The organism is Azospirillum soli, assembly GCF_017876165.1.
Classification (GTDB): domain Bacteria; phylum Pseudomonadota; class Alphaproteobacteria; order Azospirillales; family Azospirillaceae; genus Azospirillum; species Azospirillum soli.
Window position 1 is genome coordinate 26,676 of sequence record NZ_JAGINQ010000013.1, and the last position, 20,247, is coordinate 46,922.

Genomic DNA, 20,247 nt, shown 5'->3' on the forward strand with positions numbered 1-20,247 from the left:
ACCAAACGATCTCTTGATATTTGCCACTTCCCCGGCGGGCAGGGGTGCCCGCCGGGTTTTTTCCTCTTGGGAGGCTTGAGCCGTGATTCCGGTCGTTATGCCCACGTATGCCCGCGCCGACGTTGTGTTCGAGCGCGGCGAAGGTCCGTATCTCTACGCGACCGACGGGCGACGATTCCTGGATTTCGCCGCCGGTGTGGCGGTGAACGCGCTCGGCCACGCCCATCCGCACCTGATCAAGGCGCTGACCGAGCAGGCGAACAAGCTGTGGCACACGTCCAACCTGTTCCGGGTCGCCGGGCAGGAAAGCCTCGCCACGCGCCTGACGCAGGCCACCTTCGCCGACACCGTGTTCTTCACGAACTCGGGCGCCGAGGCGTGGGAGTGCGGCGCGAAGCTGGTGCGCAAGTACCATTACGAGAACGGCAACCCGCACAAGAACCGCATCATCACGTTCGAGCAGGCCTTCCACGGCCGCACGCTGGGCGCCATCTCGGCGGCGAAGCAGGAAAAGCTGATCAAGGGCTTCGCGCCCCTGCTGGACGGCTTCGACCTCGTCCCCTTCGGTGACCTGGACGCCGTGCGCAACGCCATCACCGAGGAGACGGGCGGCATCTGCATCGAGCCGATCCAGGGCGAGGGCGGCATCCGCGTCGCCTCGGTGGAGTTCCTGTGCGCTCTGCGCGAACTCTGCGACCAGCACGGCCTGCTGCTGTTCCTGGACGAGATCCAGTCGGGCATGGGCCGCACCGGCAAGCTGTTCGCCCATGAATGGGCCGGCATCACGCCGGACGTCATGGCGGTGGCGAAGGGCATCGGCGGCGGCTTCCCGCTCGGCGCCTGCCTTGCCACGGAAAAGGCCGCGTCCGGCATGACCGCCGGCACGCACGGCTCGACCTACGGCGGCAACCCGCTCGCCACGGCGGTCGGCAACGCCGTTCTGGACGTTGTGCTGGAGCCGGGCTTCCTCGACGGCGTGCAGCGCATCTCCGATGTCTTCCAGGGCCGCCTGCGCGACCTCGCCGGGCAGTTCCCGGCGGTGTTCAAGGAAGTGCGCGGCCAGGGCCTGCTGCTCGGCCTCGTCTGCGGCCCGACCAACGGCGACGTGGTCGCCAAGGCGCGCGCCAACGGCCTGCTGACCGTTCCGGCCGGCGACAACGTCGTGCGCGTGCTGCCGCCGCTCACCATCACTGAGGCCCATGTGGAGGAGGCCATCGGCATCCTCGCCCAGACGGCGCGGGAGTTCGCATGATGACCAACGTCCGGCATTTCCTCGACATCGACCGGCTCGACACGGGCACGCTGCGCCACATCCTGGACCGCGCCGCCACCATCAAGAAGAACATCGACGCGCACCGCTCGGCCCTGGCCGGGCGGACGCTCGCCATGATTTTCGAGAAGCCCTCGACCCGCACCCGCGTCTCCTTCGAGGTCGGCATGCGCCAGCTCGGCGGCGACGTCGTCGTGCTGAAGCCCGACGACATGCAGCTCGGCCGTGGCGAGACCATCGGCGACACCGCGCGCGTCCTGTCGCGCTACGTGGACGCCGTTATGGTCCGCACCATGGGCGAGGAGCGCGTGCATGAGTTGGCAAAGCACGCCTCGATCCCCATTATCAACGGGCTGACCGACCAGTCGCACCCCTGCCAGATCATGGCCGACCTCCTCACCTTCGAGGAGCACCGCGGCCCGATCACCGGCAAGGTCGTGGCCTGGAGCGGCGACGCCAACAACGTCGCGGTCAGCTGGATCCACGCCGCCGTGCGGTTCGACTTCGAAATCCGCGTCGCCTGCCCGGAACAGTTCGGTCCGTCGCCGGCCCTGCTTGAATGGGCGCGGAACGAAAAGCGCGGCCGTGTGGTTCACGTCAAGGATCCCGAGGACGCGGTGCGCAACGCCGATTGCGTCGTCACCGACACCTGGGTGTCCATGAACAACACCGACGTCGAGGAACGTCACGCCGGGCTGGCGCCCTATCAGGTGAACGAGCAGCTGATGAGCCTCGCCAACAGCGACGCCCTGTTCATGCACTGCCTGCCGGCCCACCGTGGCGAGGAAGTGACGGACGGCGTCATCGACGGCCCGCACTCCGTGGTCTGGGACGAGGCGGAAAACCGCCTGCACGCCCAGAAGGCCATCCTGGCCTGGTGCCTCGGCGCCAAAATCTAAAGGAAGTTTGAGGACCATATGGACGATCCTTCCGTCCGGCCGCTGACCGACGACCTCGTTCTGCCGTTCCAGATCGAGGCGTCGCGCCTGCGAGGCCGCATGGTGAAGCTCGGCCCCGCCCTGGACGAGATTCTGGCCCGCCACAAGTACCCGGAGCCGGTCGCCCGCTTTCTGGCGGAGACGATGGCGCTCGCCGTGCTGCTGTCCAGCATGCTGAAGTACGACGGCATCTTCACGCTCCAGACCAAGGGTGACGGGCCGATCAAGCTGATGGTCGCCGACATCACGTCGGTCGGCGACATCCGCGCCTACGCCCAGTACGACGAGGATGAGCTGAAGAAGGCCGCCGACGACGTGGCCATCGCTCCGGCCCCGGCGCTGCTGGGCAAGGGCTACATCGCCTTCACCGTGGACCAGGGGCCGAACACCGACCGCTACCAGGGCATCGTCGAACTGTACGGCAAGACGCTGGCCGACTGCGTGCAGCACTATTTCCGTCAGTCGGAGCAGATCGACACCGGCCTGACCATCTCCGTCGATCAGGAAACCCTCTCCGATGGGGGTGACGGCGCATGGCGGGCCGGCGGCATCATGGTGCAGCGCCTGCCCCAGGAAGAGACCGAGAAGGTGCTGGGTTCCGGCGACGAGGACGCGTGGCGCCGCGCCATGGTCCTGCTGTCCACCACCACCGGCGAAGAGCTTCTCGCCTCGGATCTGGCGGCCAGCGACCTGCTGTTCCGCTTGTTCCACGAGGACGGCGTGCGCGTCTGGCAACCCAAGGGCCTGCGCTTCGGCTGCCGCTGCTCGCGCGAGCGGGTTTCGGACATGCTGTCCAGCCTGCCGCGCGACGAGGTTCAGGAACTGAAGATCGACGACGGCCGCGTCGAGGTGGTCTGCCAGTTCTGCTCGACCGCCTACCACTTCGACGACGCGGATCTCGACCGCGTGTATGGCAATCCGGGGGGCGGCAATCCGGGGGACGGCAAACCTCAAGCCTGATGCAGGTTGGAGACGGCGCGGCTATAGTGCCGCGCCGTACCCGAATCCAACCGGAGCGATCATGCCGTCCCGCCGTTTCGTTCTCGCCGCCAGTTTGGCCGCGCTCGCGCTGTCGGCCTGCCAGAGCACGCCGCCGCGCCCGGCGCCCCGGCCCATCGACTTTTCCAATTTCGGCCCCATCGTCCTGAACGCCGCCAGCATCGACGTGGTGGACGCTTCCCGCCCGATGGGCGGCAATCATGTGGAGCAGCGTTCCTCCGTCCCGCCGGCCGAAGCGGTGCGCCGCTGGGCGAACGAGCGTTTGCAGGCGTCGGGCGGTCCCGGCCGCGTGCGCGTCACCATCCGCGACGCCAGCATTGTGGAAACCCAGCTGCCGAAGACCGGCGGCGTCCAGGGCTATTTCACCAACGATCAAGCCCAGCGCTACGATGGCCGCATCGACGTCGAGGTGACCGGCGATGTCCCCGCAGGCGGCCCCGGCACCGCGTCCTTCCACGGCACGACCAAGGCGACGGTGACCCATTCCAGGACGGTTCCGGAGAACATCTCGCTCGCCGATCGCGAGGCGACCTTCCTGGACATCACCCGCCGCATGGTCGAGGACCTGAACGCGCGCCTCGACGCCGGCATCCGCAAGGATCTCGCTCCGATGGTGCGGCGCTGATCCGATCTGTCGTTCCGCGCGAGACCGGCCCCGGTCCGCGCGGAACGGCAGGCCTGTTCTTCACATTCGTCACTTTAGCATACTAACAAAGTCCTATAACATTTAGCTCTCTTTGTGCGGAAAGGCCGCCGCACAGCCGTCGCCCAAGGGAGCTACCGTGTTCAAGAACCTGACGCTGACCGCTAAGCTGTCGCTGCTCAACGTGCTGGGGCTGGTCATCCTGGCGACCATCCTGACGGTGTCGTCCAGCTACATCCTGAGCGAGCGGAGCGCCGAGGCGGCGCTTCAGCAGCGCGAGCGGAGCATCGGGCTCGCCCGCATGCTGCTCGAACAGAAAGGGCAGGGGTACAGCGTCCGCGACGGCGCCCTTTACGTCGCCGACTTCCGCGTCGATGGCGACACCTCGGTGGTGGACCGCATCCGCGACCTGACCGGCGGCGTCGCCACGGTGTTCCAGGGCGATGTCCGCGTTTCCACCAATGTCCTGAAAAGCGACGGAAGCCGCGCGGTCGGCACCAAGCTCGATCCGGGGCCGGTCTACGACGCGCTGTTCCTGCACCGCAAACCCTTCCGGGGCGAGGCGCAAATCCTGGGCGAGCCCTACTACACCGCCTATGATCCGCTCCTCGACTCGTCCGGCAAGGTCGTCGGCGTCCTCTTCGTCGGTCTGAAGCGCGCCGACGTTCTGAGGACGGTGACCGAGGTGCAGGAGATCGTCCTGATCCTGGCGCCGCTTGTCACCGTCGCCTTCGGCATCATCAGCTTCCTGCTGCTGCGTCGGCAAATGGGGGCGGTGCGCGCCATTAGCGGCACCATGCACGAGCTGGCCGGCAACAAGCTGGACGTCGCCATCCCCGGCCTCGACCGCCGCGACGAGGTCGGCGAGATGGCCAGGGCGGTCCAGGTCTTCAAAGACAACGCCATCGCCAAGAAGAAGATGGACGAGGCCGAGCGCGAACGGCTGGAAGCCGAACGCCGCGCCGAGGAGGCTCAGCGCGCCCGCGAGAAGGCCATCGGCGAGGAGATCGCCGCGCTGATCGACGGCGTGTCCAAGGGCGACCTGTCGCGCCGCCTCGATCTGGCCGGCAAGGACGGCTTCTACAAGACGATGTCCGAAGGCATCAACCGCTTGACCGACACAGTGGAAAGCGTGATCCGCGACCTCGGCGAGGTGCTGGGCGCGCTCGCCCAGGGCGACCTGAACAAGCGTGTCGAGCGCGATTACCAGGGCGCCTTCCAGACGCTGAAGACGGACGTCAACACCACCTCCGCCAAGCTCGCCGAGATCGTCGGACAGATCCTGCACGCGACGGAAGCCATCACGGCCGCCGCGTCCGAAGTCTCGCTGGGCTCCCACGACCTTGCCGAGCGGACCGAGCAGCAGGCCTCCTCGCTGGAGGAGACGGCGGCGAGCATGGAGGAACTGGGCGCCACCGTGCGCTCCAACGCCGACAACGCCCAGCGCGCCAATCACATGGCGACCGACGCCCGCAACTCCGCCGAATCCGGCGGCGTGGTCGCCGGCTCGGCCATCGATGCGATGAAGCGCATCGAGGAGGCCAGCCGCAAGATCACCGACATCATCGGCGTGATCGACGAAATTGCCTTCCAGACCAACCTGCTCGCCCTCAACGCCGCCGTCGAGGCCGCCCGCGCCGGTGACGCCGGCCGGGGCTTCGCCGTGGTGGCGCAGGAGGTGCGCAACCTCGCCCAGCGTTCCGCCCAGGCCTCGAAGGAGATCAAGGGCCTGATCCTCACCAGCAACGATCAGGTGAAGGATGGCGTGGATCTGGTGAAAAAGGCCGGGAGCGCTTTGGAGGGCATCGTGTCCGGCGTTCAGCAGGTCGCCAGCCTGATCGCCGAGATGGCGTCGGCCAGCAGCGAGCAGGCCTCCGCTCTCGATGAGATCAACGTCACCGTCTCCCACATGGACGAGATGACCCAGAAAAACGCCGCGCTGGTGGAAGAGACCACCGCCGCTTCGCAGTCCCTTGCCAATCAGGCGACCGACCTGCGGCGCCTTGTGGGCTATTTCAAGCTCGGCTGACCGAAAGGCCGCCGAACGCACAAACAAAAAGGGCCGCCCCGGTGGGGCGGCCCTTTCCGCATCGGCTGACGCCGATCTTAGTAGCGGTAGTGTTCCGGCTTGAACGGGCCGTTGACGTTCACGCCGATGTACTCGGCCTGCTTGGTCGACAGCGTGGTCAGCTTGGCGCCGATCTTGTCCAGGTGCAGACGGGCGACCTTCTCGTCCAAGTGCTTCGGCAGCACATAGACCTTGCGCTCGTAGTTCTTGTGGTTGTTCCACAGCTCGATCTGGGCCAGCACCTGGTTGGTGAAGCTGGCGCTCATCACGAAGCTCGGGTGGCCGGTGGCGCAGCCCAGGTTCACCAGACGGCCCTGGGCCAGAACGATCAGGCGCTTGCCGTCCGGGAAGACGACCTCGTCAACCTGCGGCTTGACCTCTTCCCACTTGTAGTTGCGAAGAGCCTCGATCTGGATCTCGCTGTCGAAGTGGCCGATGTTGCAGACGATGGCGCGGTCCTTCATCTGGCGCATGTGGTCCAGCGTGATGACGTCCACGTTGCCGGTGGCGGTGACGAAGATGTCGCCCAGCGGGGCGGCCTCTTCCATGGTCACCACCTGATAGCCTTCCATGGCGGCCTGGAGCGCGTTGATCGGGTCGATCTCGGTGACCATCACGCGCGCACCCTGCGAGCGCAGCGAGGCGGCCGAGCCCTTGCCCACGTCGCCATAGCCGGCGACGACGGCGACCTTGCCGGCCATCATCACGTCGGTGGCGCGCTTGATGCCGTCGACCAGCGATTCGCGGCAGCCATAGAGGTTGTCGAACTTTGACTTGGTGACGCTGTCGTTGACGTTGATGGCGGGAACCTTGAGGGTGCCCTTCTTCATCATCTCATACAGACGGTGCACGCCGGTGGTGGTCTCCTCCGACAGGCCGCGCACGTCGTCCAGCATCTCCGGATACTTGTCGTGCATGATCTGCGTGACGTCGCCGCCATCGTCCAGGATCATGTTCGGGGTCCAGCCGTCCGGGCCGCGCAGGGTCTGCTCGATGCACCACCAGAACTCCTCCTCCGTCTCGCCCTTCCAGGCGAAGACCGGGATGCCGGCGGCGGCGATGGCCGCGGCGGCCTGATCCTGGGTCGAGAAGATGTTGCACGACGACCAGCGCACGGTCGCGCCGAGCGCCGTCAGCGTCTCGATCAGGACGGCGGTCTGGATGGTCATGTGCAGGCAGCCGACGATGCGCGCGCCCTTCAGCGGCTTGGCGTCGCCGAACTCCTCGCGCAGCGCCATCAGGCCCGGCATCTCGGTCTCGGCGATGTTGATTTCCTTGCGGCCCCACTCGGCGAGGCTGATGTCCTTGACCTTGTAGTCGGTGAAGTTGGCGGGCGCGGCCATGGGGCGTGTCTCCTGACGGACAAAAGAACGGCGCGGACCCGATGGCCCGCTTCAGGGCAAGGATGTACCAGCGCGTCCGCTTCCGTGCAAGCATAAAGATATCTTTATGTTTGCTGGGTAGCTGTCTCGCCGATCTTTCCGCCGACCCTACCGATGGCCGATCCCCATCGTGCATCTTCAAACCGCGCCGCCCGATCCCCATACTTGACCTATGGGTAAAGCAAGAAAGGGTTGAGAGTCCCCATGCCTTCGGCGTTGGTCCGCCACATCCAGGGCTTGAGCGACCGCGACATCGCGCGGTTGCACCGTCTTGCCGCCAATCGTCCTCGGGTCCGTCCCACCGTGGATACCTCCCGCCCCTGCGACCATGCGTGGTCCCGCCCCGACTGCGCCGTCGCGGAACGGCTGCGCGCCGAAGAATAAGGGCAACCCTCCCGAACCCCCCATCCGCTCGGAAGCCGGTTGTGCCCGGACGCCTGTTGTGTAAGTTCACGCCTCCGCGTGATCAGTCGCGACGACTCACCATGAACGTCCATCCACAGGCGCCTTCCCCCATGCTCCGCAACGGCTTCTGGAACCGGCTCGGACGGCACGAGCTGACTCTTCTCATTGGACTGGCCGTCGTCGCCGGCCTGCTGGCCGCCTTCGTCAATCTGGCCGGCGAGGTGATGCAGGGGGAAACGGTCGCCGTTGACCGGGCGATCCTCCTGGCCCTCCGCGATCCGGGGGACCCGACCCATGCGCTGGGGCCGGCCTGGGTGGAGGAGACGGCCCGCAACATCACGGCGTTGGGCAGCATCGTGGTGCTGTCCCTGATCACCCTGACGGTGCTGGGCTATCTTCTCCTTCTCGGCAGGCGCGGGGCGGCTCTGCTGCTCCTGCTGTCGGTGGGGGGCGGGATGGTCCTCAGCTCCCTGCTGAAGTTGGGAATAGCGCGGGCGCGGCCGGACCTCGTTCCCCATGGCGACGTGGTTTTCACGGCCAGCTTCCCGAGCGGCCATTCGCTGCTGTCGGCGGTGGTCTACCTGACGCTGGGCGCGTTATTGGCGCGGTTCGCGGCGCGACGGCGGTTGAAGGCCTATCCGTTGTTGGTGGCGATGGCCCTGACGCTGCTGATCGGCGTCAGCCGCGTCTATCTGGGGGTTCACTGGCCCACCGACGTTCTCGCCGGCTGGTGCGTCGGGGCGGCCTGGGCGGCGCTGTGCTGGCTGGTCGCTCTGTGGCTGCAAAGACGCGGTGCGGTGGAACCGAACGCCGATGGGGGCGTGGACGACTCTCCGGAACCGGATCGCTCTTGACCGGGACTCGCGCCTGCCGATATTGCAGGACGATCTATGTCGGACGGCACAGCATATCGATGTCCAAACGCACCCTCGACCACGATACCTTGCAAGCCGTCGGCGTGCTGGCCCGCGCGGTCGAACAGGCGCGGATGCCCGGCGTGCTGGAATTCCGGCTGCTGAGCAACGCCCTGAACCGCGCCATCGAAACGCGCGGCGAGCGCGACCTGCACGAGGCCGCCCGTGTCTTCCAGACGCTCGACCGCGATTGCCGCGAGCGCATTGTGGAGCGCGCGAACGCGATGGCGCATGCCGAGGCCGCCGGCGGACGGCGCCCGTCCACCGCGCCCGTCCGCTCGATCACGCTGCCCTCGCTGGGGAAGGCCGCGCGCTCCGCGACCGGCTTCCTCGCCGCGCTGAACGGCGGCCGGTCCAAGCCGTCCAGCAAGGCACCTGCCAAGCCGTCTTCCGGCCCGACCGAAAGCCGCAACGCCGCCAAGTCTCGCCTGATGGAAGCCGTCGAACGCCAGCGCGAGGCGGCAAGCGACTTCCTGCCCGGCGAACCCCTCCCACGCTCCGCCTGGACCCCCTGATGGAACACCGCAAGATCGAGTTCAACGTCGGAGACGCCGTGACCGTGCACGCCAGCCAGAGCGGGCCGCAGTCACTCGCCACCGTCGCATCCTTCACCCACGACAAGCGCTGCATGGTCCTGTCCGACGGGTCGCAGTGGCGCGCCGACGGCCGGCGCCAGTGGGGCTTCCGCGGCTCCTACTACAAGGGGCCGGTGGTCCTGCCGACCGAAGAGGGCGACGCCGACTTCATCGCCAAACGCCGCTCCATCGGCGCGATCCGCAAGTTCGCCCAGGACCTGACCATGGACAGCCCGCTCGACGCCGCCGCGCTGAAGCGGATCGTCGATCTCATCCAGGCCGAGCAGAAGAAGACCGGTTAACGGCCCTCCACATAGGCCTGGACGATGGCGTCGATGCCCGCGTCCCGGCCGAAGCCCAGCCGGTCGGCCCGCGCCGTGTTCATGGCGCCGGGCCAGCTCGCCACCATGCGGGCGATGCGCTCGTCCGGCTGGTGGTCGATCAGCGACGGATCGCCCCCGGCCCGCTCCAGCGCCGCGATCATCTCCTCCGCGGTCACGGAGATGCCCGGCAGGTTGACCGTCCGGTCGTCCTCCCAGGCGTCCTGATCAAGCCCATGGGCGTGCAGCAGGTTGGCGACGACCTGAGCGGGGGAACTGACCCACAGCGGTTGCTCCAACGGCACCGGGCAGACCGCGCGCTGTCCCGCAAGCGGCTCCCGGATGATCCCGCTGGCGAAGGATGAGGCCGCGAGGTTCGGCTTGCCCGGCCGCACCACCACGGTCGGCAGCCGCAGACTGCACCCCCGCACGAAGCCCTTCCGGCTGTAGTCGTTGACCAGCAACTCCCCGATGGCCTTCTGCGTGCCGTAGGAGGACTGCGGCCGGGCCGGCGTGTCGTCCTCCACCAAGGCTGGCGCATGGCCGAACACCGCCACGGAACTGGCGAACACCAGCCGAGGCGGGGAGGGCAGGTCCCGGCAAATCTCCAGCAGAGCCCGCGTGCCGTCCACATTGACCCGCATACCGAGGTCGAAGTCCGCTTCGGCGGCGGCGCTGACCACGGCGGCCAGATGGAAGACGCTGTCGAATCCCCGGCCGCGCAACTGCTCCTGCACCGCCGGATCGCCGAGGTCCCCGACGATGGCCGAGGCGCCCGGCGGCAGTTCCGGCCCGGCCTGGATGTCCAGCAGCGTGACCTCGTGCCCCCCTTCGCTCAGAAGCCGTTGCGCCAGCCTCCGGCCGAGGAACCCGTTGCCACCGGTGATGAGAATCGTCATGGCATGACCTCCAGCGCGTCGGCGAAGAAGTTGGGACCGCCGAAGTTTCCGGACTTCAGCGCCAGTGCATAGGGGATCGGCCCCAGGCTGACCGTGGCCGGCACGCCCGGCGCGATCTCCGGCCCGATCCGCAGGGCCTTCACCCCCAGCGCGTCGACCACCGCGCCGGAGGTCTCGCCCCCCGCCACCACGAAGCGCCGGGCGCCGGCCTCAGCGAGCCCGGTGGCAAGGCGCGCGAAGGCCTCCTCCACCCGCCGCCCGGCCTCGTCCCGGCCGAAACGGTTCTGCACGGCCCGAACCGCGTCCGGCGCGGCGCTGGAGGCGACCAGCACCGGCCCTTGGCCGAACCGGCCCGTGACCCGTTCCAGCAGTTCCGGAACGACGTCCGTGCCGCCCAGCAGGGCGTCCACGTCCAGCCATAGCAGCGGGTAACGCTGGGCCGCGACCTCCACCTGCGCCAGCGTGGCGGGGGAGCAGCTTCCGGCCAGCAGAACCTCCGGCCCGGCCACGGCCGGCAGGTCGGTGGCGTTCCGCCCCTCCGCCAAGCCCGCCTCGATGAAGTTCCGTGCAAGCCCCCCGGCCAGCCCCGAGGCACCCGTGACCAGCGGCAGGTCCCCACAGGCGGCACCGATGGCGGCGAGGTCGGCCAACGTGATGGCGTCCACGACCGCCGCTCCCACCCCGGCCCGGCGCAGCACGCCGAAGGCGGCGCGCACCGCCTCGGCCCCTTGCGAGACCGTCTGCCAGTCCACCAGCCCCACCTTGGTCCGGCTCTGCCGTTCCAGCACGCGCAGCAGGTTGGAATCCCGCATGGGGTTCAGCGGGTGGTCCTTCAGCGGCGATTCATGGAGCGGCTGGCTCCACACGAACAGGTGCCCCTGATAGACGGTGCGCCCGGTCTCCGGAAAGGCCGGGCAGGCGATGGTGAAGTCGGCCCCCGTCTCGGCCAGCAGCGCGTCCATCACCGGGCCGATGTTGCCCCGGTCGGTGCTGTCGAAGGTGGAGCAGTATTTGAAATAGCACTGCCGCGCGCCGAGCCCCTTCAGCCGCCGCCACGCCTCGACCGACATCCGCACCGCCTCGTCGGGTTCGATGGAGCGGCTCTTGAGCGCGGCGACGACGGCCTCCGCGTCATCGGGGGCGTGGGCGAGGCCCTCCGGCCCGATGGTCTGCACCGTGTGCAGCCCGGCCTTGGCGAGCGTGTTGGCGAGGTCCGACGCACCCGTGTAGTCGTCGGCCACGCATCCCAGCAGCAGCCGGCCCATCACGCGCCCTCCAGATACCGTTTGGCCCAGCCGAGCCCCGCCAGCGTGCCGGCCTTCGGGCGGTATTCGCAGCCGACCCAGCCGCGATAGCCGATCTCGTCCAGGACGCGCAGCAGGTAATGCGGGTCGCATTCGCCCGTGTCCGGCTCATGCCGGTCGGGGACGCCGGCGATCTGGACGTGCCGGATCATCGGTGCCAGCCGCCGCAGCCGCGTGGTCAGGTCGCCTTCCATGATCTGCGCGTGGTAGAGGTCGAATTGCAGGCCGAGGTTCGGCGCGCCCACCGCCTCGATCACCCGCGCCGCCTCCGTGGTGGTGCGCAGCAGGTAGCCGGGCATGTCGCGGTCGTTCAGCGGCTCGATCACGACGCTGCGGTCGTGGTCGGCGGCGCGATGGGCCGCGTGGCGCAGGCGTTCCACATAGAGGGCCATGGCGTCGTCCCGGCTCATTCCCTGCGGCGGGATGCCGGCCATGACGTGCAGGGTGGGGCAGTCGAGCGCAGCGGCGTAGATCAGCGCGCGCTCGATCGATTCGACGAACTCCACCTCCCGGTCCGGCAGGCAGGCAAGACCGCGCTCGCCCGCGTCCCAATCGCCGGGATGCAGGTTGAACAGCGCCACCGAAACGCCGCTTTCGGCCTTGCGGCGGGCGACCTCGGCTTCGTCATGGGCGTAGGGAAACAGGAACTCCACCGCGCGGAAGCCGGCCTTGGCCGCCGCGTCGAAGCGGTCGAGGAACGAAACCTCGTTGAACAGCATGGTGAGATTGGCGGCAAGGCGCGCCATGGTCTTCTCCTCCCCTTTTCGGTCGAGTGTCAGCCCCCGCAGGGGGAAACGTCAACCAGGGAGAAGGAAGATGGCGCGAGTGACGGGACTTGAACCCGCGGCCTCCGGCGTGACAGGCCGGCGCTCTAACCAACTGAGCTACACCCGCGCAATGGCTCCGGATGCTGGACTCGAACCAGCGACACGCGGATTAACAGTCCGCTGCTCTACCGACTGAGCTAATCCGGAACGGAGGCCGGCTTATAAGCCCGTTCCCGGATCCTGGCAAGGGGAATAATGCATCGGCCCGCCACTTTTTTCGCGGCGCTCCCGGCGCCGTGACAAAACCTCCGCCCGCACGCGCCGTGGTTGACAGTGCTGGCGCGTTTCGCTTCCTTGCGCGGCCAGGACTTTCCATATCTCCCCACACCGCAACCGACGCATCCCACATGTCCAAGGTCGTTCCCTTCGCCGCCGCGCGCGAAGCCCTGATGGCTCGCCTGACCGAACAGCTTCCGCCCTCCACCGAGTGGGCCGGGCGCCTGTTGCTGATGCCCGAGGGCCGGCGGGTCGAGCCGATGCCGGCGCAGGACGCGGTGGAGACCCTGCGCGCCTTCCGCGCCGGGCTGGGCGAGGCCATCGGCGCAGCCCCCTGCTCGGTCGGCGGGATGTGGGTGTCCCGGGAAGACTGCCTGGACTGGGACGGCCTTCTAGCCCCGCTGGCGGTCGCCGCCGGATATGTGGTGGCGCGGGCCGGGGAGACGGGCCTGTCGGTCGAGTTGTTCCGCTGCAAGGCGGCGCTGGCCGGCTGGGGCGTGCGCGGCCTGCGCGGGGAACCGGCGGTGGCGCGTGCGGCGGGCTACGCGGTCGTGTCGGTCAGCCGCCGGCCCGACGACCACGAAATCGTGCTGGACCGGGTCATGGACACCTTCAGCTTCGTCCTGCGCAGCCAGGGTGAACCGACGCTGGAGGCCGACGACCTCGACGCCCGGCTGGCCCGGCGCGCTTGGCCGATGCGGAAATAACCCGGTTCGGCGCGTGGTTCAGCGCGTGGTTCAGCGCGTCAGGGCGTCGGTGTGGATGATGCGGTCCAGCAGATGCGACCGCTGCACGTCGCGCACCTCCAGAATGATGCCGAGATTCAGCGCGGCCAGATTCTCGGCCAGCGAACGGACCGTGTCGCGTATGCGGTCGAGCGCGCCGGGGTCGTAGTCCGATTCGCCACCGAGCGAACTGACGAAGGCATTGATTTCCAACTGCATTCTCGCCGGGCTCCGCCGTAGGTTGGGGTGACCTCTGTGTCCTGGGTAAGCCTTTGTGTGAGTCCCGGCAATGCGGCTTAGGCAATATATCGGCGGCTGGACGCGGGTCGCCTCTAGATATAGCGGGATGGGAAGAGCAAGGTTTCTCCGAAGGCGGGTACGACGAAGCGGTTAGATTCAAGGTCTTGTTCGGCCAGCGCCAGATATAGCGCCTCGGCCGGTGCGTCGATGGCCTCCGGCGTCAGTTGGAAGGTGCCGAAATGCATCGCGACGCTCTGCCGCGCCTCCAGGTCCCGATGCGCCCGCACGGCCTCATCCGGGTTCATGTGCTGGGGCGCCATGAACCAGCGCGGCTCGTAGGCCCCGATGGGCAGCAGGGCCACGTCGATGGTGCCGAACCGCTCGCGGATCTCCCGGAAATGCGGGCAGTAGCCGCTGTCCCCGGCGAAATAGACGGTGATGCCCGGCGCCTCGACGACGAAGCCGCCCCACAGCGTCTTGCGCCGGTCGAAGGGGCCGCGCGCCGACCAGTGCTGGGCGGGCACGAAGGTGATGCGCGTGCCGTCCGGGCCGTCGATGCCGTCCCACCAGTCCAACTCGTTGACTGCGTCGAAGCCGGCACGGCGCAGCATCGGACCGTTGCCCAGCCCGCTGATCGCCTGCGGCACGCCGCGCCGCTGGGCCAGCCGCTTCAGGCTCGGCATGTCCATGTGGTCGTAGTGGTTGTGGCTCAGCAGGACGGCATCCACCGGCGGCAGGTCGTCCAGCGGCACGGCCGGCGCCCGCGTCCGCTTCGGCCCCAACCGCCCGAACGGCCCGGCACGGTCGGAAAAGACCGGGTCGGTCAGGAACGTCGCGCCGCCGATCCGCAGCAGGAAGGTGACGTGACCGATGAAGGTCAGCGCAACCTCGCCCGCCGCTGGTGTGATAGGGGGCGACGGGCGCGGCTGTTCCGGTGGCCGTGGTGCCCAGCGCGGCCATTTGTGCTCGGTGTAGAGCCGCCACAGGTCGCGGCGGCTTTTGTCCGTGTCGGCGTGCGGGTTGAAAAAACGCTTCCCGTCCCAGTGATCGGACGGTACGGCGGGCAATCGGGGGTGGGAGTCGTCGCGCGGCATGGCAGGTAGTTGGGGGCGCGAACCAGCCTTGCCCAGGGGGTGGCCCGCATCCTGTCGCACCATGTCCTGTGGTCCATCCCGGTTCGCGGCGGGTGTCGGGTCGTCAACCGGAAACCGGTTAAGCCTCAACCGCGAACCGGATAAAAGTCGCTCATCTTATATATCAGGTACGATCTGTGCTTCAGGTCGGGGCCTGCCTTGCGCTATGTTGCGGCGCGTACATTTGCCACCGCGCTGCGAGACCGGACCCATGGCCATCGAGACCCCCGACAAGGACCTCTCCCTGCGAGAGGACATCCGCCTGCTAGGCCGCCTGCTGGGCGACACCGTCCGCGAGCAGGAGGGCGAGGAGGTCTTCGCCGTCGTGGAGCGTGTGCGTCAGGCCTCGGTCCGCTTCAACCGCGACGACGACGCGTCGGCCGGGCGCGAGATGGCGGCGATGCTCAACAACCTGCCGCGCGAAAAGGTGACCGCCGTCGTGCGCGCCTTCTCCTACTTCCTGCATCTGGCGAACATCGCGGAGGACCAGCACCACATCCGCCGCAACCGCGAGCACGCCATCGCCGGCTCGCCCGCGCGCGACGGCACGCTGCCCCACGCGCTCGACCGGCTGGACGCCGCCGGGATCGGCCCGGACAAGCTCGCCGCCTTCCTGCGCGTCGCCCTGGTCAGCCCGGTCCTGACCGCCCACCCGACCGAAGTGCAGCGCAAGAGCATCCTGTCGCTGGAGCGCAAGGTCGCCAGCCTGCTCGACACCCGCGACCGCACGCGCCTGACCCCGGAGGAGGCGGAGGAGAACGACGCCGCCCTCCAGGCCGCCATCCTCACCCTGTGGCGCACCCGCATGCTGCGCCCGCAGCGCCTCGCCGTGGTGGACGAGGTGAAGAACGGCGTCTCCTACTACAACGACACCTTCTTCTCCGAACTGCCCAAGCTCTATTGCCAGTTCCAGGATCTGCTGGAGCGCCGCTATCCGGGCAAGGACTGGAGCCTGCCGCCCTTCCTGCGCGTCGGTTCCTGGATCGGCGGCGACCGCGACGGCAACCCCTTCGTCACCGCGCCGATCCTGCGCGAGGCCATCCGCCTGCAATCGGCCGCCGCGCTGGACCATTACCTGTCGGAGGTGCACGACCTCGGCGGCGAGCTGCCGCTGTCCAAGCTGCTGGTCGGCATTTCCCCCGACCTCGCCGCGCTGGCGGACCGCTCCCCCGACACCTCGCCCCACCGCGAGGACGAGCCGTACCGGCGTGCGCTGACCGGCATCTACGCCCGTCTGGCCGCCACCATCCGCACGCTCGACCATCACGAGGCGCTGCGCAACGCGGTCGGCGAGGCCGAGCCCTACGCCTCCAGCGCCGAACTGCTGGCCGACCTTGAGGTGCTGTCCACCTCCCTCACCTCGCTCGGCGGGGCGAAGCTGGCGGCCGGGCGGCTGCGCCGGCTGATCAAGGCGGTGCAGGTCTTCGGCTTCCATCTGGCGCCCATTGACCTGCGCCAGAATTCCGACGTGCACGAGCGCACGGTGGCCGAGCTGCTGGCCGTCGCCGGCCGCTGCGCAGACTACAAGGCCCTGTCGGAGGAGGAGCGCATCGCCCTGCTGGCCGAGGAGATCACCGACGCCCGTCCGCTCTACTCCCCCTACCAGACCTATTCGGAGGAGACGACGGGCGAGCTGGCGATCCTCTTCTCCGCCCGCGAGATCAAGGAGACCTACGGCGACGCCGCCCTGCCGAACTGCATCATCTCCAAGACCGATGGCGCGTCCGACCTGCTGGAGGTCGCCCTTCTGCTGAAGGAAGCCGGCCTCCTGCGGCCCGGCGCGGGCGGTCCCCAAATCTCCCCCCAAATCTCGATGAACATCATCCCGCTGTTCGAGACCATCGGCGACCTGCGCCAGGCCCCGACGACGATGGAGCGGCTGTTCACCCTGCCGGCCTATCGCGCCCTGGTGAGCGCGCGCGGCGACGAGCAGGAGGTGATGCTCGGCTACTCGGACAGCAACAAGGACGGCGGTTTCCTGACCTCCGGCTGGGAGCTGTACAAGGCGGAGATCGAGCTGGCCAAGCTGTTCGACCGGCACGGCGTGCGCATGCGCCTGTTCCACGGTCGCGGCGGTTCGGTCGGCCGTGGCGGCGGTCCCAGCTATCAGGCCATCCTGGCCCAGCCCGTGGGCGCCGTGTCCGGCCAGATCCGCATCACCGAGCAGGGCGAGGTCATCGCCTCCAAGTACGGCAACCCGGAGGTCGGCCGCCGCAACCTGGAGGTTCTGGCCGCCGCCACGCTGGAAGCGACCCTGCTCGACCTGGAAAACGACGTGGAGCCGGCGGAAGCCTTCTACGCCGCCATGGAGCGCCTGTCCCAGCTGGCCTTCGAGGCCTATCGCGGGCTGGTCTACGAGACGCCGGGCTTCACCCAGTACTTCCGCGCCGCCACGCCAATCTCGGAAATCGCCACGCTGAACATCGGCAGCCGCCCGGCCTCGCGCACCAAGTCGGACCGCATCGAGGATCTGCGCGCCATTCCCTGGGTCTTCTCCTGGGCGCAGTGCCGCCTGATGCTGCCGGGCTGGTACGGCTTCGGCAGCGCCATCGACGCGTGGCTGAAGGAGACGCCGGACGGGCTGGAACTGCTGCGCCGCATGCACCGGGCCTGGCCGTTCTTCCGCACGCTGCTGTCCAACATGGGCATGGTGCTCGCCAAAAGCGATCTCGCCATCGCGTCCCGCTACGCGGAGCTGGTGGACGACGTCGAGCTGCGCCAGCGCATCTTCGGCCGCATCCGGGACGAGATGCTGCTGACCCGCCGTCACCTGCTGGCGATCATCGAGCGGGACGATCTGCTGGACGACAACCCGCTGCTCGCGCGCTCGATCCGCAACCGCTTCCCGTACATGGACCCGCTGAACCATGTGCAGATCGAGCTGCTGCGCCGTCACCGCGCCGGCGCCGACGACGAGCGCGTGCGGCGCGGCATCCTGATGTCCATCAACGGCGTCGCCGCCGGCCTGCGCAACAGCGGCTGACGCCAGGGTTTCGCGAAAGCCCTTCTCCCCACGCGGGGGAAGGGCTCGCGGCCCTCCGACAGCGAACGGTCAGAATCCTTCGAAGGGCAGCTGTGCCTGAGGCCCCGCCGCTTTCGCCTTTTTCTCGGGCGGCTTCTTCTCCGAAGGCTTTTTCTCCGCCGCCTCGTTCGCCGGCGTGACGAGCTTCGGCCGGGATGTCTTCTTCACCGCCGGCTTGCGCGGGGCGATTCCGACGCCATCCTTGGCCCGTTCCTTGGCCTTGTCGCGGGCGATGGCCTCCGGCGCGTTCGGGTCGCCGTCCAGCCATTTGCCGCGCTTGATGACCTCGTTCACCCGCCCCTGGTTGACGCCGAGGTGAAAGGCGATCTCCTGCTGGGTCATGGACGTGGTGCGGTGAAGGTATTGGATTTCCGCCGCCAGTTCCGGCGTCATCTTGCGCCCGACCAGACGCCGCGCCGGCCGGATCGTCCGATTCGCCCGGTCACGTTCCCGCAGCTTGTCCAGAATCTCCAGGGCCGCCACGTTGCCCGCCGCCTTCAGCGCCTCTTCGAACTCCTTGAGCGTCGCCACTGGATCCTCCCACGGCTGTCGTCCGATCCACTATACATGGAATCGTTTGGCGCGAATGAAAGTTCCTGTTACGTTTCCGTTGCGAGGCAGGGAATTTAGACGAATTTTAAACATTCCGGACGATCCTTCCACGCTCGCCATCTCTGTCCGAAGGGACGGGGGCGGGTGTCCGCATCGGGAGGAAGGGTGATGGCCGGCAGGGAGCGGGGGCTGAGGACGACGGTGGCGCTGACCAGCGCGGCGCTGGTGCTCGGCGTCTCGATCGTGCTCGCGCTGTTGACCGGCCTGCGCTCGCGCGAGCGGATCGAGAACGAAATCGGCCGTTCCCTGTCCGAGGTCGCCAGCCAGATGGCTGACAAGCTGGACAATTCCATGTGGGCGCGCTCCAGCGAGGTCGGCATGCTTGCCAAGCTCGGCGTCGCCCCCATCCTGAACGATCCGCCGGCCATGCGCCGCCTGCTGGACGACTTCCAGGCGACCTTCCCGACCATGTCCTGGATGGGCATCGTCGATCCGAAGGGAAAGGTGCTGGCGGCGACCGAAGGCATCCTCGACGGTGTCGACATCTCCGCCCGCCCGGTCTACCGCAACGGGTTGGACGGCCTGTTCGTCGGCGACGTGCACGACGCCGTGCTGCTCGCCAAGCTGCTGCCGAACCCGACCGGCGAGGCGATGAAGTTCGTCGACATCTCGGTGCCCGTGCGCGACCAGTGGGGCGACGTCATCGCCGTGTTGGCGACCCATCTCAGCTGGGCCTGGGTCAACGAAGTCCGCCAGTCGATGCTGGAACCGATGAAGGACCGCGCCGAACTGGAACTGTTCGTCGTGGCCGCCGACCGCACCATCCTGCTCGGCCCCAGGGGCATGGCCGGAAGCCGCCTGGACATCGACGCGGTGGAGCGTGCCCAGGCGAAGGGCCAGGGCTGGACGGTGGAAAACTGGCCGGACGGCCGGCGCTACCTGACCGGCTACGCCTTCGGCGACGGATACCGGACCTACAATGGGCTGGGGTGGAGCGTCATCGCCCGCCAGCCGCTCGACATCGCCTACGCCCCGGCGACGGCGCAGACGGTGGAAACCGCGCTGGCCGGCGGCGCCATGGTCGTGCTGTTCGGCGCTCTCGCCTGGCTGGCGGCTGGACGCATCACGCGGCCGCTCCGCCAGATCGCCGAGGCAGCCGACCGCATCCGCGCCGGCGACCAGAGCACCGCGATGCCGGTGTTCGGCGGGTCCCGCGAGATCACCACCCTGTCGGCCACGCTGCACGACCTGATCGACGGGCTGGTCCACCGCGACGCCGCCCTGCTGCGGCTGGAGGACATCGCCTACCAGGACCGCCTGACCGCGCTGCCCAACCGCCGCTATTTCGAACAGTATGTGGAGGCTTCGACCTCCGGCAAAGGCTCGGCCACCTTCCTCTACATCGACCTGGACGGCTTCAAGCCGGTCAACGACCGGCTGGGCCACGATGTCGGCGACGCCGTGCTGCGGCAGGTCGGTGGGCGCCTCGCCGCCTGCTTCCGGGGCGACGACGTGGTGGCGCGGCTGGGCGGCGACGAGTTCGCGGCGGTGCTGCCGGGCCGCGAGGGCACGCCCCGTCCCGACGCTGCCGAACTGGCCGAGCGCATCATCGCCGCCATCAACGAGCCGGTGATCGTGAAGGGGGAGGCGGTGTCCGTCGGCTGCTCCATCGGCATCGCTATGTGGCCGGACGACGCGGCCGACGTTCCGAAGGTGTTGAAATTCGCCGATCAGGCGCTCTATCGCGCCAAGCGCGAGGGCCGCAACCGCGCCATCCGCTGGACCGCCGAACTTCCCGCCGACGCCTGACGGCAG

Annotated in this window: 19 protein-coding genes and 2 tRNA genes; 12 read left to right on the forward strand and 9 right to left on the reverse strand. The window is 68.3% G+C overall.

Going from position 1 to position 20,247, the window contains the following annotated elements; genetic code table 11:
- Positions 1-97 precede the first annotated feature (97 nt).
- The 5 genes from J2852_RS19600 to J2852_RS19620 all read left to right on the forward strand — a co-directional run bounded on the left by J2852_RS19600 (position 98) and on the right by J2852_RS19620 (position 5,879).
- Positions 98-1,252, forward strand: a complete 1,155-nt coding sequence (locus tag J2852_RS19600) for an aspartate aminotransferase family protein (protein ID WP_209878927.1) — start codon at positions 98-100, stop codon at positions 1,250-1,252.
- The gene (gene argF / locus J2852_RS19605; RefSeq protein ID WP_209878929.1) at positions 1,252-2,169 is read left to right on the forward strand and encodes an ornithine carbamoyltransferase; all 918 of its coding nucleotides are present in this window, start codon (positions 1,252-1,254) and stop codon (positions 2,167-2,169) included. The genes J2852_RS19600 and argF overlap by 1 nt, the downstream gene beginning before the upstream one ends.
- Positions 2,170-2,187: 18 nt before the next feature.
- The gene (locus tag J2852_RS19610; protein WP_209878657.1) at positions 2,188-3,168 is read left to right on the forward strand and encodes an Hsp33 family molecular chaperone; all 981 of its coding nucleotides are present in this window, start codon (positions 2,188-2,190) and stop codon (positions 3,166-3,168) included.
- A 61-nt stretch (positions 3,169-3,229) separates the two neighbouring features.
- Entirely contained in the window at positions 3,230-3,832 is a 603-nt protein-coding gene (locus J2852_RS19615; RefSeq protein WP_209878659.1) for a hypothetical protein, read from the forward strand.
- Positions 3,833-3,989: 157 nt separating this feature from the next.
- Positions 3,990-5,879 carry a methyl-accepting chemotaxis protein gene (locus tag J2852_RS19620; protein WP_209878661.1) on the forward strand — a complete coding sequence of 630 codons (1,890 nt, stop codon included), beginning with the start codon at positions 3,990-3,992 and terminating at the stop codon, positions 5,877-5,879.
- Between the two features lie 77 nt (positions 5,880-5,956).
- On the opposite strand, the gene ahcY is transcribed toward J2852_RS19620, so the two are convergent.
- The gene (gene ahcY / locus J2852_RS19625) at positions 5,957-7,261 is read right to left on the reverse strand and encodes an adenosylhomocysteinase (protein WP_209878663.1); all 1,305 of its coding nucleotides are present in this window, start codon (positions 7,259-7,261) and stop codon (positions 5,957-5,959) included.
- A 243-nt stretch (positions 7,262-7,504) separates the two neighbouring features.
- On the opposite strand from ahcY, the gene J2852_RS19630 reads away from it, so the two are divergent.
- The 4 genes from J2852_RS19630 (at position 7,505) to J2852_RS19645 (ending at position 9,496) form a co-directional block, all read left to right on the forward strand.
- Positions 7,505-7,684, forward strand: a complete 180-nt coding sequence (locus J2852_RS19630) for a hypothetical protein (RefSeq protein ID WP_209878665.1) — start codon at positions 7,505-7,507, stop codon at positions 7,682-7,684.
- A gap of 131 nt (positions 7,685-7,815) precedes the next feature.
- The gene (locus tag J2852_RS19635) at positions 7,816-8,559 is read left to right on the forward strand and encodes a phosphatase PAP2 family protein (RefSeq protein ID WP_209878667.1); all 744 of its coding nucleotides are present in this window, start codon (positions 7,816-7,818) and stop codon (positions 8,557-8,559) included.
- Between the two features lie 59 nt (positions 8,560-8,618).
- Positions 8,619-9,134: a hypothetical protein gene (locus J2852_RS19640; RefSeq protein WP_209878669.1), complete on the forward strand. Its 516-nt coding sequence runs from the start codon at positions 8,619-8,621 to the stop codon at positions 9,132-9,134.
- Positions 9,134-9,496 (forward strand): hypothetical protein, encoded by a 363-nt coding sequence (locus J2852_RS19645; RefSeq protein WP_209878671.1) that lies wholly within the window; start codon positions 9,134-9,136, stop codon positions 9,494-9,496. The genes J2852_RS19640 and J2852_RS19645 overlap by 1 nt, the downstream gene beginning before the upstream one ends.
- On the opposite strand, the gene denD is transcribed toward J2852_RS19645, so the two are convergent.
- From denD to J2852_RS19670, 5 genes are all read right to left on the reverse strand, one after another.
- Positions 9,493-10,413 carry a D-erythronate dehydrogenase gene (denD, locus tag J2852_RS19650; RefSeq protein WP_209878673.1) on the reverse strand — a complete coding sequence of 307 codons (921 nt, stop codon included), beginning with the start codon at positions 10,411-10,413 and terminating at the stop codon, positions 9,493-9,495. The two genes, J2852_RS19645 and denD, sit on opposite strands and share 4 nt — an antisense overlap.
- Complete coding sequence (gene otnK / locus J2852_RS19655; protein WP_209878675.1) at positions 10,410-11,678, reverse strand: 3-oxo-tetronate kinase; 1,269 nt, start codon at positions 11,676-11,678, stop codon at positions 10,410-10,412. Before otnK ends, denD begins: the two co-directional genes overlap by 4 nt.
- Positions 11,678-12,463: a 2-oxo-tetronate isomerase gene (otnI, locus tag J2852_RS19660; RefSeq protein ID WP_209878677.1), complete on the reverse strand. Its 786-nt coding sequence runs from the start codon at positions 12,461-12,463 to the stop codon at positions 11,678-11,680. Before otnI ends, otnK begins: the two co-directional genes overlap by 1 nt.
- A gap of 71 nt (positions 12,464-12,534) precedes the next feature.
- Positions 12,535-12,611: transfer RNA gene (locus tag J2852_RS19665), tRNA-Asp, on the reverse strand.
- Between the two features lie 4 nt (positions 12,612-12,615).
- Positions 12,616-12,691, reverse strand: a tRNA-Asn gene (locus J2852_RS19670).
- A gap of 200 nt (positions 12,692-12,891) precedes the next feature.
- Between J2852_RS19670 and J2852_RS19675 the strand changes: the two genes are divergently transcribed.
- Complete coding sequence (locus J2852_RS19675; RefSeq protein ID WP_209878679.1) at positions 12,892-13,467, forward strand: hypothetical protein; 576 nt, start codon at positions 12,892-12,894, stop codon at positions 13,465-13,467.
- A 30-nt stretch (positions 13,468-13,497) separates the two neighbouring features.
- Here J2852_RS19675 and J2852_RS19680 read toward each other — a convergent pair whose 3' ends face one another.
- Both J2852_RS19680 and J2852_RS19685 read right to left on the reverse strand, forming a co-directional pair.
- Positions 13,498-13,704 (reverse strand): hypothetical protein, encoded by a 207-nt coding sequence (locus tag J2852_RS19680; RefSeq protein ID WP_209878681.1) that lies wholly within the window; start codon positions 13,702-13,704, stop codon positions 13,498-13,500.
- A 113-nt stretch (positions 13,705-13,817) separates the two neighbouring features.
- The gene (locus tag J2852_RS19685) at positions 13,818-14,819 is read right to left on the reverse strand and encodes an MBL fold metallo-hydrolase (protein WP_209878683.1); all 1,002 of its coding nucleotides are present in this window, start codon (positions 14,817-14,819) and stop codon (positions 13,818-13,820) included.
- A 250-nt stretch (positions 14,820-15,069) separates the two neighbouring features.
- Between J2852_RS19685 and ppc the strand changes: the two genes are divergently transcribed.
- Positions 15,070-17,841 (forward strand): phosphoenolpyruvate carboxylase, encoded by a 2,772-nt coding sequence (gene ppc / locus J2852_RS19690; RefSeq protein ID WP_209878685.1) that lies wholly within the window; start codon positions 15,070-15,072, stop codon positions 17,839-17,841.
- A 69-nt stretch (positions 17,842-17,910) separates the two neighbouring features.
- On the opposite strand, the gene J2852_RS19695 is transcribed toward ppc, so the two are convergent.
- A complete protein-coding gene (locus J2852_RS19695) occupies positions 17,911-18,411 on the reverse strand; it encodes a hypothetical protein (RefSeq protein ID WP_246499860.1) in 501 nt (166 codons plus the stop codon).
- 189 nt (positions 18,412-18,600) lie between these two features.
- Between J2852_RS19695 and J2852_RS19700 the strand changes: the two genes are divergently transcribed.
- Positions 18,601-20,241 (forward strand): sensor domain-containing diguanylate cyclase, encoded by a 1,641-nt coding sequence (locus J2852_RS19700; protein ID WP_209878687.1) that lies wholly within the window; start codon positions 18,601-18,603, stop codon positions 20,239-20,241.
- Positions 20,242-20,247 lie beyond the last annotated feature (6 nt).

Excerpts from the sequence above, each read along its gene's own strand:
- J2852_RS19600 (WP_209878927.1), top strand. The coding sequence starts at position 98 with ATGCCCACGTATGCCCGCGCCGACGTTGTGTTCGAGCGCGGCGAAGGT.
- argF (WP_209878929.1), top strand. The coding sequence starts at position 1,252 with ATGACCAACGTCCGGCATTTCCTCGACATCGACCGGCTCGACACGGGC.
- J2852_RS19610 (WP_209878657.1), top strand. The coding sequence starts at position 2,188 with ATGGACGATCCTTCCGTCCGGCCGCTGACCGACGACCTCGTTCTGCCG.
- J2852_RS19615 (WP_209878659.1), top strand. The coding sequence starts at position 3,230 with ATGCCGTCCCGCCGTTTCGTTCTCGCCGCCAGTTTGGCCGCGCTCGCG.
- ahcY (WP_209878663.1), bottom strand. The coding sequence starts at position 7,261 with ATGGCCGCGCCCGCCAACTTCACCGACTACAAGGTCAAGGACATCAGC.
- J2852_RS19630 (WP_209878665.1), top strand. The coding sequence starts at position 7,505 with ATGCCTTCGGCGTTGGTCCGCCACATCCAGGGCTTGAGCGACCGCGAC.
- J2852_RS19635 (WP_209878667.1), top strand. The coding sequence starts at position 7,816 with ATGCTCCGCAACGGCTTCTGGAACCGGCTCGGACGGCACGAGCTGACT.
- J2852_RS19640 (WP_209878669.1), top strand. The coding sequence starts at position 8,619 with ATGTCCAAACGCACCCTCGACCACGATACCTTGCAAGCCGTCGGCGTG.
- J2852_RS19645 (WP_209878671.1), top strand. The coding sequence starts at position 9,134 with ATGGAACACCGCAAGATCGAGTTCAACGTCGGAGACGCCGTGACCGTG.
- denD (WP_209878673.1), bottom strand. The coding sequence starts at position 10,413 with ATGACGATTCTCATCACCGGTGGCAACGGGTTCCTCGGCCGGAGGCTG.
- otnK (WP_209878675.1), bottom strand. The coding sequence starts at position 11,678 with ATGGGCCGGCTGCTGCTGGGATGCGTGGCCGACGACTACACGGGTGCG.
- otnI (WP_209878677.1), bottom strand. The coding sequence starts at position 12,463 with ATGGCGCGCCTTGCCGCCAATCTCACCATGCTGTTCAACGAGGTTTCG.
- J2852_RS19675 (WP_209878679.1), top strand. The coding sequence starts at position 12,892 with ATGTCCAAGGTCGTTCCCTTCGCCGCCGCGCGCGAAGCCCTGATGGCT.
- J2852_RS19680 (WP_209878681.1), bottom strand. The coding sequence starts at position 13,704 with ATGCAGTTGGAAATCAATGCCTTCGTCAGTTCGCTCGGTGGCGAATCG.
- J2852_RS19685 (WP_209878683.1), bottom strand. The coding sequence starts at position 14,819 with ATGCCGCGCGACGACTCCCACCCCCGATTGCCCGCCGTACCGTCCGAT.
- ppc (WP_209878685.1), top strand. The coding sequence starts at position 15,070 with ATGGCCATCGAGACCCCCGACAAGGACCTCTCCCTGCGAGAGGACATC.
- J2852_RS19700 (WP_209878687.1), top strand. The coding sequence starts at position 18,601 with ATGGCCGGCAGGGAGCGGGGGCTGAGGACGACGGTGGCGCTGACCAGC.